Annotated in this window: 19 protein-coding genes and 1 tRNA gene; 3 read left to right on the forward strand and 17 right to left on the reverse strand. The window is 69.9% G+C overall.

Going from position 1 to position 13,589, the window contains the following annotated elements; all coding sequences use genetic code 11:
• The first annotated feature begins 260 nt into the window (after positions 1-260).
• The 3 genes from GT755_RS39385 (at position 261) to GT755_RS09715 (ending at position 1,213) form a co-directional block, all read left to right on the forward strand.
• Entirely contained in the window at positions 261-380 is a 120-nt protein-coding gene (locus tag GT755_RS39385; protein WP_212735470.1) for a DLW-39 family protein, read from the forward strand.
• Between the two features lie 5 nt (positions 381-385).
• Positions 386-1,078: an HAD-IA family hydrolase gene (locus tag GT755_RS09710; protein WP_328794271.1), complete on the forward strand. Its 693-nt coding sequence runs from the start codon at positions 386-388 to the stop codon at positions 1,076-1,078.
• Between the two features lie 62 nt (positions 1,079-1,140).
• Positions 1,141-1,213 (forward strand) — tRNA-Ala (locus tag GT755_RS09715).
• A gap of 59 nt (positions 1,214-1,272) precedes the next feature.
• Here the strand turns inward: GT755_RS09715 and GT755_RS09720 are convergent.
• The 17 genes from GT755_RS09720 to GT755_RS09800 form a co-directional block, all read right to left on the reverse strand.
• Positions 1,273-2,448, reverse strand: a complete 1,176-nt coding sequence (locus GT755_RS09720; protein ID WP_161479414.1) for a site-specific integrase — start codon at positions 2,446-2,448, stop codon at positions 1,273-1,275.
• Positions 2,448-2,639 (reverse strand): helix-turn-helix domain-containing protein, encoded by a 192-nt coding sequence (locus tag GT755_RS09725; protein ID WP_161479415.1) that lies wholly within the window; start codon positions 2,637-2,639, stop codon positions 2,448-2,450. Before GT755_RS09725 ends, GT755_RS09720 begins: the two co-directional genes overlap by 1 nt.
• Positions 2,640-2,834: 195 nt before the next feature.
• The gene (locus GT755_RS09730) at positions 2,835-3,995 is read right to left on the reverse strand and encodes a DUF3631 domain-containing protein (protein WP_161479416.1); all 1,161 of its coding nucleotides are present in this window, start codon (positions 3,993-3,995) and stop codon (positions 2,835-2,837) included.
• A gap of 19 nt (positions 3,996-4,014) precedes the next feature.
• Positions 4,015-4,914, reverse strand: a complete 900-nt coding sequence (locus GT755_RS09735) for a bifunctional DNA primase/polymerase (RefSeq protein WP_161479417.1) — start codon at positions 4,912-4,914, stop codon at positions 4,015-4,017.
• Between the two features lie 72 nt (positions 4,915-4,986).
• On the reverse strand, positions 4,987-5,604 hold the full coding sequence (locus GT755_RS09740; RefSeq protein WP_161479418.1) for a hypothetical protein: 618 nt from the start codon (positions 5,602-5,604) through the stop codon (positions 4,987-4,989).
• A 9-nt stretch (positions 5,605-5,613) separates the two neighbouring features.
• Complete coding sequence (locus tag GT755_RS09745; protein ID WP_161479419.1) at positions 5,614-6,288, reverse strand: DNA cytosine methyltransferase; 675 nt, start codon at positions 6,286-6,288, stop codon at positions 5,614-5,616.
• Positions 6,289-6,472: 184 nt separating this feature from the next.
• Positions 6,473-6,997 (reverse strand): hypothetical protein, encoded by a 525-nt coding sequence (locus GT755_RS09750; RefSeq protein ID WP_161479420.1) that lies wholly within the window; start codon positions 6,995-6,997, stop codon positions 6,473-6,475.
• A gap of 270 nt (positions 6,998-7,267) precedes the next feature.
• Positions 7,268-9,565 (reverse strand): hypothetical protein, encoded by a 2,298-nt coding sequence (locus GT755_RS09755; RefSeq protein WP_161479421.1) that lies wholly within the window; start codon positions 9,563-9,565, stop codon positions 7,268-7,270.
• A complete protein-coding gene (locus GT755_RS09760) occupies positions 9,565-9,954 on the reverse strand; it encodes a hypothetical protein (RefSeq protein WP_161479422.1) in 390 nt (129 codons plus the stop codon). The genes GT755_RS09755 and GT755_RS09760 overlap by 1 nt, the downstream gene beginning before the upstream one ends.
• On the reverse strand, positions 9,954-10,121 hold the full coding sequence (locus GT755_RS09765) for an ATP-binding protein (protein WP_161479423.1): 168 nt from the start codon (positions 10,119-10,121) through the stop codon (positions 9,954-9,956). The genes GT755_RS09760 and GT755_RS09765 overlap by 1 nt, the downstream gene beginning before the upstream one ends.
• Before the next feature lie 35 nt (positions 10,122-10,156).
• A complete protein-coding gene (locus tag GT755_RS09770; RefSeq protein ID WP_161479424.1) occupies positions 10,157-10,471 on the reverse strand; it encodes a hypothetical protein in 315 nt (104 codons plus the stop codon).
• Entirely contained in the window at positions 10,471-10,695 is a 225-nt protein-coding gene (locus GT755_RS09775; RefSeq protein ID WP_161479425.1) for a hypothetical protein, read from the reverse strand. The genes GT755_RS09770 and GT755_RS09775 overlap by 1 nt, the downstream gene beginning before the upstream one ends.
• 38 nt (positions 10,696-10,733) lie before the next feature.
• On the reverse strand, positions 10,734-11,000 hold the full coding sequence (locus GT755_RS09780) for a hypothetical protein (RefSeq protein WP_161479426.1): 267 nt from the start codon (positions 10,998-11,000) through the stop codon (positions 10,734-10,736).
• A 6-nt stretch (positions 11,001-11,006) separates the two neighbouring features.
• The gene (locus GT755_RS09785; RefSeq protein WP_161479427.1) at positions 11,007-12,356 is read right to left on the reverse strand and encodes a DUF2637 domain-containing protein; all 1,350 of its coding nucleotides are present in this window, start codon (positions 12,354-12,356) and stop codon (positions 11,007-11,009) included.
• Between the two features lie 54 nt (positions 12,357-12,410).
• A complete protein-coding gene (locus tag GT755_RS09790; protein WP_161479428.1) occupies positions 12,411-12,590 on the reverse strand; it encodes a hypothetical protein in 180 nt (59 codons plus the stop codon).
• Complete coding sequence (locus tag GT755_RS09795) at positions 12,587-13,021, reverse strand: RRQRL motif-containing zinc-binding protein (RefSeq protein WP_235966459.1); 435 nt, start codon at positions 13,019-13,021, stop codon at positions 12,587-12,589. Before GT755_RS09795 ends, GT755_RS09790 begins: the two co-directional genes overlap by 4 nt.
• Before the next feature lie 140 nt (positions 13,022-13,161).
• A complete protein-coding gene (locus tag GT755_RS09800; protein ID WP_161479429.1) occupies positions 13,162-13,545 on the reverse strand; it encodes a WhiB family transcriptional regulator in 384 nt (127 codons plus the stop codon).
• Positions 13,546-13,589: the final 44 nt, after the last annotated feature.

A 13,589-nucleotide genomic window follows, 5' to 3' on the forward strand; every position in this document is an offset into this window, starting at 1 on the left:
GTGGTCGACTGTGGGAGTGTGGGACCGGCATCGGCGGGGTTCGCGGGGCCTCCGGAGGGGGCGGAGTGCGGCTGACGCAGGGGTTCGTGCGGGGCTAAGCTCGTGGCTCACCTGGGGTCTCGTCTCTTTCGCTGATAGCAGAGCCCTCCTCGGTACGGCTTTCGCGGCTGAAATCGTCGGGGGGATAAAGTGTTGTATTCGGCGCGCGGCCCGGGGGCGGAACCGGGCGTTTGTCTCACCCGGGAAATGGGGTCATCACTATGAAGAAGCTGCTCCTTCTTGCCATCGTTGCCGTCGTTGGCCTGCTGTTCTGGCGTAAGGTCCAGGCCGATCGGGCCGAGCTCGACCTCTGGACCGAGGCGACCGGCAGCGAGAACTGATCTTCGTGATCAAGTTGGCCTGCCTCGACCTGGCGGGCACCACGATCGGCGACGTCGCCCTGGTCGAACGGGCGTTCGCCGAGTCGATCGCGACGCAGGGCATCGTCCCCGGGACCAGCGCGTACGCACGCGCGATGGTGCAGGTGCACCGGTCCCGGGGCTGCCCCAAGATCGACGTATTCCGGGGGATCTTCCCCGACAACGAGGCGCAGGCTCAGGCCGCCAACCTGACCTTCGAGCGCTCCTACGAGGGGTCCATCGAGCGTGCTGGCGTCACGCCGCTCCCCGGGACCGTCGAGGCGCTCGAGAAGCTGCGCGGGGCCGGGATCAAGATCGCCCTGGTGACCGGCTTCTCCCGGGGCACGATGGGCCGCGTCCTGGGCGCCCTCGGCTGGTACGACCGCGTCGACCTGGCGCTTTCGCCGGAAGACTGCGGACGCGGGCGGCCCTACCCCGACATGATCCTCACGGCGGTCATGAAGCTGGGAATCGAGGACGTCCGCGAGGTCGCCGTCGCCGGCGACACCGAGAGCGACATGCTCTCCGCGCGGCGCGCGGGGGCCTCCGTGGTGGCCGGAGTGCTGACGGGAGTGCACAGCCGTGATCGGCTGACCGCCGGCGGGGCGACCCACATACTGGAGTCGATTGCCGATTTCCCGGCCGTGGTGATGGGAAGCGACGTGGCCGCCGTCCGGTGAGTGGCGGGCACGTTGAGATCCTTGCTACGGTGTAGCGACGTCTGCTCGGTGCGGACGCGATCGGGGCCTTAGCTCAGCTGGCAGAGCGCCTGCTTTGCAAGCAGGATGTCAGGAGTTCGAATCTCCTAGGCTCCACCTGGGAAAATACCCCCGCCGAAGATCTTCCGGCGGGGGCCGGGTGACTAACTGGGTGACTATCCCTCGTCGGGGAAGATGCCGTCCATGGCTTCTGCTCCCTCCAGCAGGACCGGCCGTATCTGCTTCCGGTAGACCGTCTCCGTGACCACCGTGTTGGCGTGACCCACCAGGCGCGAGATGTCTTCGATGGGGACGCCTGAGTCCGAGAGCAACGACACGAAGCTGTGGCGCAGCTCTTTCGGTGTCCAGGCGTTGCCGTCGAGCCCGGCTGCATCGACCACCTTGCGGAAGTCGCGGCGGACGTTTCCCGCGCTGAGAGTTGTTCCGTGCTTGGTGCAGAACACTAATTGCGCGCTGCCCTGCTGATGTTCGTTCTGTTGAGATTTCCACAGCGCGTGCAATGCTCGTGCGCACCGCTGCGGGAGCTTGAGCGTGCGCCGTGATTTCGCCGTCTTGGTGTCGCCTTTTCGCCGCACCGAACGCCAGACGTACATAGCGAACTCTCCGTGCTCCCACCCGGCATCCCCGACTGGACGCCACGCTTCGCGCTCTTTGTCGAATGTGACGACGTGCGGCCACGTAAGCGCTCGCAATTCTTCGGTCCGGGCACCCGTGAGTAGCGACAGGACGATGTAGGCACACATGCGCACGTGGGCTTGCTCGGTCGCTGCTAGCAGAGCGTTCGCCTGATCGAGCGTGAAAGCCTTGGACGGGCGGCCTTCACGCCCCTCCGGCACCTCGCAGAGGTCCACGATGTTCCGCTTCACCTTGTCGCGTCGCATCGCATTCTTCACGGCTCGATTCAGGATGGAATGCAGCATCTTGAGCGTTCGCGTGCTGAGGATTGCCGCCTTGTCTGATAACCACTTGTCGATGTCTTCGACCGACAGGTCTCGGAGTTTCCTTGCTCCAAGAGCGGCGATGACGTGGTTTTCTGCGAACTCCGTGTACAGGCGTACCGTTCGGGGATCGCGGCCTTTAAGGCCATGAACAAGCCAGTACTTCACGGCATCGGCCACGGTGTAGGTCTGTGAGTTGGCGGTGAGGCCGTCCTCGTAATCCTTGATGAGAGCCTTTAGCTTTTCCCGCGCCTTGGTCTTGTCCTTGTCACTGGCCTTTTTGACGATGCGCTTTCCTGCCGGGGTATAGCCGAGCGTCACGGTCGCTATCCAGCGCTGACGGTCGGGGTCCCAGTGCAGTCCCCCGTCACCTCGGCTACGCCGCTTGGTCATCAGGCCGCCTCGCTCTCTCGCTCCAGAAGGGCGATGTAGTCGCGCAGCGCGGCCGAGGTGATGCGTCGGGCTCGACCCTGGTAGACCGAACGGAGACGGCCGGAGCGCAACTGTTCGTAGATGACGGTTCGGCTCATCTTGAGCAGTCGCATGACGTCGGTCACGCGGTACAGCTCGGTGTCGTTGATCATGGCGTGAGTGGCTCCCTGGGTGCGGGTTGGGGAGTGTTGAACGCGCTGCCGATGGAGAGTTTGGAAGCCTCCTCGGAGCGCTGATTTGCCAAAGTGGGTGGGGTAGCCGTAACAGCCGTACCAGCCTTGTTTTCGCAGGTCAGCCCTGGTACGGCTTTTTTGGTGGTACGGCTTGAGCCGTACCACCGAAAAGCCTCATCCCCTCTGAGCTGCGATGTTGAGGCTGGTACGGCCGGTACGGGTACCCCGGTCCAGGGGGATGAGAGCGCCCTGTTCGGCGGTCTCGATCTCGGGGCAGTAGCGCTGCCAGGCGTCGGCGAAGTCGGCCCGCTGGTACCCCTTCGCCTGGCCGGTCGGGGGCGGGAACCGGATGGTGGTGGAGCGGATGTCGTACTCGCGCAGCAGGACGCCCAGCTTCATGGCGGTCAGCCCGGCGGGGCCGTAGTCGACCCACGGGGATTCGGGGTCGTCCTTGAGCCGCTCCAGCAGGACGGCGGTCGGAAGGGCGGTGTCGGTGCCGAAGGCGGTCCGGCAGTCGGCCAGCAGGCGGATACGCGGTGAAGGCTGGCCGTGGTCGTCGGCCTCGGCGGTCAGCGCCAAGACGGCCTGCCGGGCGCGGTCGGGCCAGTGGCCGCCGGCGAAGTCGGCCACGACCACCAGGGCCTCCCAGGTGTCGGCGGCGCGATCTTCGACCGGCATGGGCGGTTCGGCCTGTTCCAGCGCGGCCAGGTCGGCGCGCAGCCAGGCCGCGATGTCCTCGGCCAACTGGCGCAGCGGCGGGCGGTCGCGGCGGTGGCGGTAGGGGGCGACCGTCTCACCGGTCAGGCGCCGGCGCATGCGGACCACGACCGCGCGGTCTTCGATGGTGTCGGGCATCGCGCCGATGCCCGCCAGAGCGGCCATGCAGAACGTCGGGATCGACTCGACACGGCCGGTGGTGGCGTCGTATCTCTTGGCCGGGCGGTTGCGCTGGTGCCCGGCGTTGAGCAGCCCGCGAAGATCCTCGTTCCCGTCGCTTTTGGGGCCGAAGATGGTGTCGGCCTCATCGACGAGCATGGTCGGCGGGTCGCTGCTGATGGAGCGGTAGACCGCCGCGCTGCTGCTGTTGACGGTGATGAACGGGTCGTGGCAGGTGGCTTCCACGATGTCCAGCAGGCGGGACTTCCCGCACCGCTTCTCGGGGGCGCGGATCACCAGGCGCGGGGCGTGCGCCCACGCGGGTTGGGCGTGGGTGGCCGCGACCCAGAGCGTGACGGCGTCGGCGGCGTGTTCGCTGGGCAGGATGACGTAGCGGGTCAGCGCGGCGCGCAGTTCGTCCAGCAGGTCGGCCCCGCTGGCGGCTTGTGGCGTGGTCATAGGGATCTCTCTCCGTAGCTCATGCGGCCAGGGCGCGCGGTCGTCGGGCACCGTTCTTGAGCCCGGACGCGATGGTGAGGCGGGTCTCGGAGGCGGTGAGCCCGACGTCCACCCCTCCCTGTCCAAGCAGGTCTGTGACCTCCTGTTCGTCCAGCGCCCCGCCCGCCACCAGTTGCCCGAGAGCGGTCGCGGCCAGGTAGAGGGTTCGATTGCGCTCCCCGTCCGGTGCGGCGGCCAGCCTGGCGAGTTCACCGCTGATGGCCGCGCGCAGGAACGCGCCGCGCCGGTCGTGGGGCAGTTCCAGTCGCCTTGGCGCGGTGGTCTGCGGTGCCGGGGCTGAAAGGCGCTTGGACAGCCAGGGGGGCAGCGGGGCCGGGGCAGCCGGGTAGACGACCTCATAGGGTCCGGTGCCGTCCGGCAGGTCCACGTAGCTGCCGGGGCCAACGACGTAGCCGCCGGCCGCGCGGGTGTCGATCAGCCAGCCCAGCCCGTTGCCCTTGTCGCCTTCGGTGTTGCGCAGTTGGGGGCCGTCGATGGGGGCGGTGTAGTAGAGGTGGATTCCGCCGCGACGGGTGCTGACCTGGAAGGTCTCCCAGGTGGGGAAAGGTTGCCCGGCACGTTCGCAGACCAGCGCCATGGCGTCGGCCCCGTCAGTGACGCCCGGCAGGTCGAAAGGTGGCGGGGGCGAAGCCCCCTCCTTCGGCTTGTCCAGGTCCAGCACCACCAGCCGGGAGGGGCCGCACGCGATGCCGATGTTGAACGGCCGCGACCACCAGCGGCGGATGACCTCGGGGTCGGTGGTTGCGCGTTCTTCCCACCGGTCGAACCTCTGGGGTGGCACCTTCCCGCCGATCGTGAGGGGGAAGACGTGCCAGCCTCGGGCGGCGGCGGCCAGGGCATAGCGCAGGACGGGGGTCACGGTCGGGCTGCTCCTTCCGGTGTGAGGCCAGGGTGTCCAGCGGAACCGGGGGCTCCGCTGGACGCGAGTGCTTCATGTGAGCCAGTCGGTGGTGATGCTGGTGGTGATCGCGGTCAGAATCGGCGTGAAGTCGGGGGTGGTCGGCAGGGTGAGGCGAGCAATGGCACCGCAGATCTGGCCGGTGTGCGGGTGCGTAATGAGGAGGGTGGTGCCGTCGGCACCACCCGACAGGTGCCAGCGGGTGGGGTGGTCGGCCACGGCGTTGTGCGCGGCGACGGGGTGGACGCCGGGCAGGAAGCCAATGCGGCGCTGCTGGTAGGACCAGTCGGACCAGGTGACGAGAGCGGGATTGGTGCCCACGCGCGGGCCGGTGGCCTGGTCCCAGACCCGGGGCAGCACGTCCAGCGCGCAGCCATAGAGGACGGGATACGGGCCGGTCAGGTCGTAGATGCCGTCCTGTTCGGGCAGGCCGCGCAGTTGGGCGCGGCCGGCGTCGAGGATGACGTACCTGTCGCTGATCAGGGTGCGTGAGCCGTCCCGGCTGACGGCCACCCAGTCCGGATTGACCAGCATGCTGGCCAGGGTGGGCGGTCCGTCAAGACAGAGCAGGCAGCCGCACAGGTCGTATTCGGTGAGGTCCAGATCGTCGCCGGGTTCGGTCGCGGCGGTGGTCGTGCTGTGGACGGACATGGCGACTCCTCAGGCGGCGCGGGTGTCGGTGGTCAGGGCGGTGATGGCGGCTTGGCCGATGTGGTGGGTGTAGGCGGGAGGGATGGCTTCGGCCAGTTCGCGGCGCTGGTCGGTCCAGTCGATGCCCATGGCGGTCTGCCATTGGGTGACGCTGCCTTTGCCGCCTCCCTCGCCGTAGACGGCGACCATGTCTCCGTCGTGGTAGAGGCCATGCCGCCAGCCGCGCACTGGGTGGCCCTGGTGCGTGGGGTGGGCGGGTTGGGGGACGGTCAACCTGTGGAGTTCGAAGCGGTGGTGTCGGAAGACCTGGAGTCCGGGGAACATCAGCCCGCACAGCAGCAGGTCTTGTCGCATCACGGCTTTGCCGACCGGCTGTTCGATGACCCACGGTCGTCCGGTGGCCATCAGGGCGCGGCGGGTGGCGGCCAGCAGGCTGTGATGCCGACCGGCGGCGGCCTGGTTGGTGCCGGCGGTCAGGGTGCAGTCGGCCTGACAGGGCGGGCAGGCGTTGATGATGTCGAATTCGTGTCCGTGTCGGGTGACGAACTCGATCGCGTCGGCCTGGTGGAAGGCGAAGGGGTAGCGGGGTTGGGGGGCGATGTCGACGCCGGTGACGTCGAATCCGGCGCGGTGGTAGCCCATGGAGGCTCCGCCGGCGCAGCAGAACAGGTCGAGCAGCCGCATGGTCAGGCCTCCGATCGGGGGTGTGGCGTGCCGCTGATCGCCTGTCCGGTCTGGCGTAGCGCTCCGGGAGCGTGGTCGACGCATCGGGGGCCGCACGGGTAGGGCCGGGTGGGAAGGGTGCCGCACGGTCCCGGGCCGTAGTTACAGGGGCCTTGTAACCCGCTCGCTGGGCGTGGGGAGGGCTTCATCGGGTGCTGTCGCGGTGCAGTCGACGAAAGTGGACGCACAGGCGGAGCCAGATCCGCCGCAGCGGTCCGGGCCTGGTCAGCGTGGGATGGGTCAGGTAGCTGCGGCAGTGGGTGCAGCGCTGGTGCGGACCGACGAGCACGCCGTACCGGTTGCGGCGGGCGGCCATCGGGTGGGTCTGGTGGCCGTTCAGGTCGCAGTGGTGGTCCCTGGTGCAGGTCGGGCAGAGCCACCGCTGGTCGTAGGCGGGGACGTGGCCGGGCTCCAGGTCGTGGGCGCGGCTCCACCCGTAGCGGTCGGGCAGGGTCCTGACCGCGACGTCCAGGCCGATGAAGTAGGGCAAGGGCGGGTCGAACAAGTCCGCGTCGGGGTCGGGGTCGAGGTAGGAGCCGGCGTGGCCGCACAGTGCGCAGCGCACTTCGATCAGCTCGGCGCGGTAGAAGCTGTGGCCGTACCGGGGTGGCTCGTCGGCGCTGGTGACGCCGGGAGGCTCGATGGGGTCGTTCTTGGTGGGCTGGGTCATGTGGTCTCTCGCTTGATCGCGTGACACGCACGGGTGTCACGGCAAGGGGTCGGGGATGGGTGTTACAGGTCAGGGGCGGTGTGACGCCGTGACAGCGCGCCCGTGACAGGGGCGTGACTGGGCTGTGGCGGCGGGGGTGACAGTGCCCGTGGCAGTGCTCGGGGGCAGCCGTGACAAGATCATCGGCGCGGGTGCGGCACGTCCCACGCGCAGCCGCACGCGAGGCCGGGGCCGGTCGGGGCAACCGGCGGCGGCTGCCCCGAGGCGATGTCAGGCGGCGGTGGCGTGGTCCTCGCGGTCGAGCGGGGACAGGTCCTTGATGGTGTAGGTGCGGACGCTGTCGGAGGTGTCGACGTCCAGGACGCCCCGCTCGTGCAGGGCGGTCAGGACCTTGTAGGTCCAGGCGCGGCTGTTGCCGGTCTGGGTGCGGATGGCGGTCAGGTCGCGGTCGGTGGCGGTGAAGGTGGGCTTGCCCTGCCGCCGGCGCTCGCGCAGCCAGGCGTAGACCAAGCCGCGGGCTGCCCCGGGGGCCATCTTCGGGGCGGGCGCGTCGGCCTGGAAGGCGTCGGCTTCGGCCTCGGTCGGCTCCTGCACCCGGTCGCCGTGCCCGGCGGTGACGGACGGGTCGGGGTCCTCGCTGCCCGCCAGCGCTTCGGCGACGGGGTCGCCGACGGTGCGCAGCGTTTCGACCACGCCCGGGGCGGCGGTGTCGTCGGCGGCGATCAGGACGGGCCGCTCGTCGGTGCCGGGGTGCGCCGGGCCGACGACGCCCTTGCGCTCCAGGGCCTCCAGCAGGCGAAGGCAGTCCTCCACCGCGATACGAAGCCTGCCGTGCAGCAGCGCCGGGGTAGCGCGCTGACTGGCGATGACGAGCGCGGCGGCATCGGCCAGCAGGTCGGCGAAATTGGCCGCGAACTCCGCCCGCTCCGACCCGTCGTCCTGTCGGTCGTCGAACCCGGCGTGCGGCGGCGGGGTGAGCGGCGGTGCCGGGGTGTGGGCCGGGCCGGTCGGACGGGCGATCCCGGCGGTGAACGGGTCGACCTTCTTGCCGGCGGCGGGGAAGGAGGCGGCGTGGGCCTGCATCGCGGCGCGGGCCTCGGCGCTGTTGCGTCCCCACGAGTAGGTGCGCAGCGGCATCGCGTAGTGGGTGTTGCGGACGCTCTTGCCGTCCAGGTAGGCCATGCCGGGGTGGTGGTCTTCCCACTCGTGCGGCTCCACGTCGGCCTTGCGCTGCCGCGCTGAGGTGCCGTACTTGACGTCGTCGGGGTCGGACAAGCCGAAGCACATCTTGGCCATCTGGGAGCGGAACAGCGTCGGGATCTGCGTGTAGTCGGCGCGCTGAAGCGACAGGATCACACCGCCGCCGGCCGACCGGATCTCTTTGAGGATCTCCCCGAGGCGGTCCTCATCCTCGCCCCCGAGTTCGCCGACCAGCTTGGGGAGTTCCTCCACGTGGAGGAACCAGTAGGTCAGGCCGCAGCCGGGTTCCCAGTTGCTGTAGCCGCGTTCGGCCAGCCACTTGGTCCGCGCCGGGATGGCCTTGTGCATGGCGCGGATCAGGTCCACGGCTCCGGCTTTGGTGGTCTCGAAGCGGTGCAGCCCTTCCCGCAGCGGACCCATGGTCTGGTCGTCCTTGCTGAGGTCGATGGAGAACACCGCGACGTCCTTGCGGGTGATCAGTTCACCGATGATGTTCCACGCGCCACCGATGGACTTGCCGGAACCGGTCATGCCCATGATCTGCAAGTGGTGGCCGACGAACCGGTACAGCACGTCATCACCGTCCTGGTAGAGCCCGATCCGCAGCGGCTTGTCCACCGACGCGCCGGGGTGGGAGGGGCCGGGCCAGGGGATCGGCTTCCGGATGGCGCGCGGGTCGGACACGGTGATGACGGCTTGGTCGGCGCGGTCGTCGTCGCGGGCGATGGTCACGCTGCCGGGCGGGAGCTGCATTCCCGATTCGAGCCGGTCGGCGGCTTTGATCGCGTCGTCGGCGGTCTTCTCTCCGGGCGGGAGCTGCATCTTGCCCTTGACCTTGTGGTCGGTGACCTCGGTCGTCCGCACCCGGGCACCCTTGAGACCGGCCTCGTCCCGGCGGCGGGAGAACAGCCGGGCCAGCGTGTCCCCGCCGTCGCCGTCTTCGCTGCCGGGGCCGGACCGGATGACGGTGCGGATGTTCCACGACAGGGCAAGCGCCCCGCCGCCGAAGAACAGCGCGCCGGTCACCACGGGAGTGTCGAGGCCGGTGACGGTGACGGTGGTGAACCAGCCGCCGGCGGCGGCGGTGGTCAAGGTGGCGTGCAGCCGTCCGATCATCCGACGCTGGTGAGTGATCGCCCACGTCAGACCGGTCAAGACGGTGGTCCCGAGCGTTGAGGCCATGGCCGCCCACGTCACGGCGGGAGCCTCACCCCACAGCGCGTGGGAGATGGCCGCCATGGCGGCCTCACCGCCCAGGATCAGCCACGGCGGCACCAGCACCCCGACTTTGGACGCGGCGGCAGCGGCCAGCCGCTCCATGGAGGCGTCCTGCACCAGTTGCAGGGACGGGGCCGAACTCTTGCGCATCACAGATCAACCTTTCCCTTGTAGTCCTTGGGCTTGGTGTCACGCCTCTCGCGCTTGGCCAGGGCTTCCAGCGCCTCCAGGAACTCCTGCCGGAACTGGACGTTGAACTTGACCGCTTCGGCGCTGATCCCGAGAACCAGCTCCCGGGCCTCGTTAAGCTCGCGGGCCACCCGCCAGGCGCGGGCGCGCACGTCCACGCCCATCAGCAGCGGGTGGCCCTTGAGCTGCCGCATCGCGTTCTCGGCCGCGTTGGCGGCGGCGTCCAGCTCCCGCGCCAGGTCATGCGCGAAAAGCTGCGTCGCGGTCGCATAGGCGGCGATCTTTGACGGGACCTTGCCGTGGAACTCGATGCAGGCGATCTCATCCAGGCGGGCCTGTCCGCTGCCCATCAGCGGTTCACCGGCCCGTCCTGAGTGATCAATTCGCCGATGATGCTCCAGGCGGCACCGATCGACTTGCCGGAACCGGTCATCCCCGTGATCAGCATGTGGGGGCCGATGAGCTGGTAGTTGGGACCGCCGTGCTCGCCCGCGAGGGGCGTTTCGTGCTTGGCCATGAGCTTTCCTCTCTGAGGTCGAGTGCCGGCGGGTCTCATCCGGCCAGGAAGTGCTTGCGGTAGGAGCGGTGGAAGGTCTGGCCGCGATCGGCCAGGGAGGCGGCCAGGTCGCGGGCGCGCTTGAGCCGCTTGGCCACCCGGCGGGCGCGGATCTTGGAGTCCAGCCCGAACAGCAGGACGTGGCCCTTCATGGAGCCCATGGCGGCCTCGGAGTCCACGGCGGCGATGTCCAGTTCGGTGTTCCATCGGTCGGCGATCGTGGACAGCGCGTTGCCGTAGGTCTGGAACGCCTCCCCGAGGGAGCCGGTGAAGGTGATCGAGGACAGCTCAGAGATCTTCCGGTCGGCCATCAGCGCCACACCGTCCTTTCCGGTTCGTTGGGGTCAAAGACGATGTCGGCCTCCACCACGCCCGCCGCCCACATGCGGTACTCGTGGGCGAGCTGCCGGGCCAGACGGCACAGCGCGGGAATCAGCGGCGGCACGCCGATCACGGCGGTCAGCCACGCATCGGCGGCGGTGATCAGCAGGACGGGCAGGCACAGCCCCGCGCACAGCGCCATCAGCAGCGCCATGCCCGGGGCCGTGCGGCGTCCGTGGAAAGGGCGGCCGGTCATGGACCGACCTCGGGAAAGCCGTAGCTGTAGGTCGACTCATCGGGCACCGGCCGGCCTCGGCTGTCCCGGCGGTCGTGGTGCGGGCTGTGGCCGTACTCGTGCAGCACCCCGCAGCGTCCGCACCGGTAGAAGCGGGCGGTGTGCTCGTTGACCGTCTCCCGGACGTAGTGGCGGTCCTGGAAGCCCCGGACCGCGATGAACACCGTGAAGGCCACGCACGCCACGGCGGTGATGATGAAGACGGCGATCGTGAAAACGACCATGGCGGGTCACCCCTCCGAAGATTGGGGGTCGGTGATCGCCTCGCGCGGCGCGCGGGCGGAGTTCCTGGCGCTGTTCGCGTTGCGCAGTTCGTCGCGCAGAGTCGCGGCGGTCTTGGGCGCGCAGCGCAGGGCCTTACGGATCGGCTCTGCGTCCGGCCGGGCCTCGATCGCCCCGGCCTGGATCAGCCGTGCCAGTTCGGCGCGGTGCCCGTCGATCGACCGGCGTGGCGTCCGAGTCGATGTCCGATTGGTCGAGGGCTTCGGGCGGTGATCGACCACCGGTTCAATTGACCGGACGGAGATCGATCGATCGCCTTCGATCGAGGGCGGGGTGTCGATCGAGGGCGAGTCGATCTGTTCCACGTCGATGACGATCGAGGGGGACGGGCGTTCGACGATCGCCCCGTCGATGATGGCCAAGCGGCCGGACTCGGCGGCTTCCCGATCGGCGCGGGCGTTGAAGTCGGCGATCTTGCGGGCCAGTCGCCGGTCGCGGCGGGAGGCGTGCGGGCCGATGCCGTAGCGGTCGACCCACGCGGCCACCCATGCCGCCTCGGCGTCGTGGCCGGCGCGGGCGGCCTGGATGCTGGCAGCCGCCCACGACAGCCGGGGGTAGCGCAGCCGCCGCCAGGCCGCGCGGCGGATCTCGGCAGCGGTGGAGCCGTTGCGGTCCTGGTCCTGCTGGCGCTTGTGCTGGGAGGCGGTCAGCTCCCACAGCAGGATCCCGAGCAGGCTGGCCAGCGCGAGCACGATACCCACCTGGACACCCGCCCACGGATTGCCCGGGGTGGCGTTGTCGGCGATGCCGTGCCAGGCGTTCATGCCCGCCGCGACACCGGCCAGCCCCCACGTCCAAGCCCGGTATCGGCCGGCGGGAAGATGGGCCTTGATCGCGGTGTGGGTGAGGTAGGCCAGATACCAGGCCGCGCCTTCCAACGCGATCGGCAGCGCCGGGGCCAGCACGCCCAGGTGCATGACCTCACGGGCGAACGCCAGTTGGCCGTTCCAGGCGATGAGGATGGGGGCGCTCATCGCGACCCCGCCCACCATCAGCGGAGCGCGCTGGACCACCGTGGCGGCCAGGAGGACGGCGCTGTCGCGGCGTGCCTGGCGGCGCTGGGCCTTGACCTCAGCGCGGCGGATGCGCCGTAGCTCCCGCTGGTCGGCCTTGTCCTTGCGGCGGGCCTCGCGGGCGCGGTCGGCACGCGCGGCGCGGTCGTCGTCGGCTTGCCGGCGGGCCTGGTCCAGACGTAACGCCGTTTCGGCGCGGGTGGCCTCGGCGGCGGCGCGGGCTTGGTCGGCGGCGGCCTCGGCCATCGTCCGTTCCGCCCGGGAGTCATAAAAGGTCTGCGTCATCTCGCCTCCCTTCGGGGGACGGAAGTCGGGGCATGGGTGGAGTCATCGCGGTCATCACGAGCCCCCGCCGGGGATGCGGTCGGGCTGGCCACCCGACCCTCCGCAGGACTCGCAGCCCGTTCCGCTGCACCACCAGCACGGCACCGTGCGGGAGGAGTCGCGGCGGCCGGCCTCGGCCGGGGCGGGAGACGGGGCGGGAGAGCGGAGGGGGCAGAAGCGGCGGGGCCTGCTCATGAGGCCACCCGTTGACCGGCGTCGGCGTCTGCATCGAGCAGGCGGTCCATGTAGTCGGCGAAGCGGTGGGCGCAGTCCAGGCAGATGCCCAGATGGCGGGGCAGGACGTAACCGACGTCGGTCATGCACTCCGGGCAGGTCCGGCGGGCCGCGAGAGCTTTGCTCAGCGCGACGAGCTGGGCCGGGGTCGCGGTGCGCTTAGGCAGCGCGAACCGGACGTCATACAGGTAGGCCACCCGGACGCCGGGAGCGCCGTGGCGGCGAGAACGCCACTTGATCTGTGCCTGCACGCCCTGACCGCCGGGGCGAAGGCCCCGCGCGGTGAGCTGACGGCGGGTCAGCAGATGCGGCGGGGCCATCCGCCACGGGAAGGTGGGGATGCCGTAGCGGGAACCGGCGGGGTCCCAGAAGGCCGCGCGGATGCGAGACATCGGCTACCTCCCGCACGGCGGGCTGGCGGCGGCGCTCTGGCAGCCCGCACACGATGCACTGTGGTTGGTCCCGTGGACCGGGCAGCGCGGCTTGGCCGCGACCGGGTGCCGTCCGCTGCACAAAGGGCACTGGTAGCGGCTCATGAGGCCAGCCCCGGGCGGGTCAGCTCGGCCAGTTCGTCGGCGGTCAGCCCGGCCCAGACGCCGGTCTCGGGACGGATGCGCAGAGCCGCCGCCAGGCAGTCGAGGCGGCCGGGGCACTCGGCGCACACGCTCTTGGCGACGTCTTCGCGGGCCGCCCGCTCCTGGTCGGACTCGTGGTCGAACAGGTCGGGGCCGGTGTGCAGCTCGGGGTCAGCCCCGCACGCCGCACCGTCCACCAGATCGGCCGGAAGGTCCCGGGTGATCAGGTCGAGCAGCCGGACGGTGGGGACTTCGCGAACCAGGCGAAGCGTGCGGGCGGGCGCGGCCGGGGTCATCGGGGGCCGCCGCTCTGCGCGGCGTCCGGCCGGCAGAACGGGCACGGGTAAGGCCCCGTGCCGGGGTTCCAGATCTGACCGTTTCGGCA

The sequence above is a fragment of the Herbidospora solisilvae genome (genome assembly GCF_009901565.1).
Taxonomy (GTDB): domain Bacteria; phylum Actinomycetota; class Actinomycetes; order Streptosporangiales; family Streptosporangiaceae; genus Herbidospora; species Herbidospora solisilvae.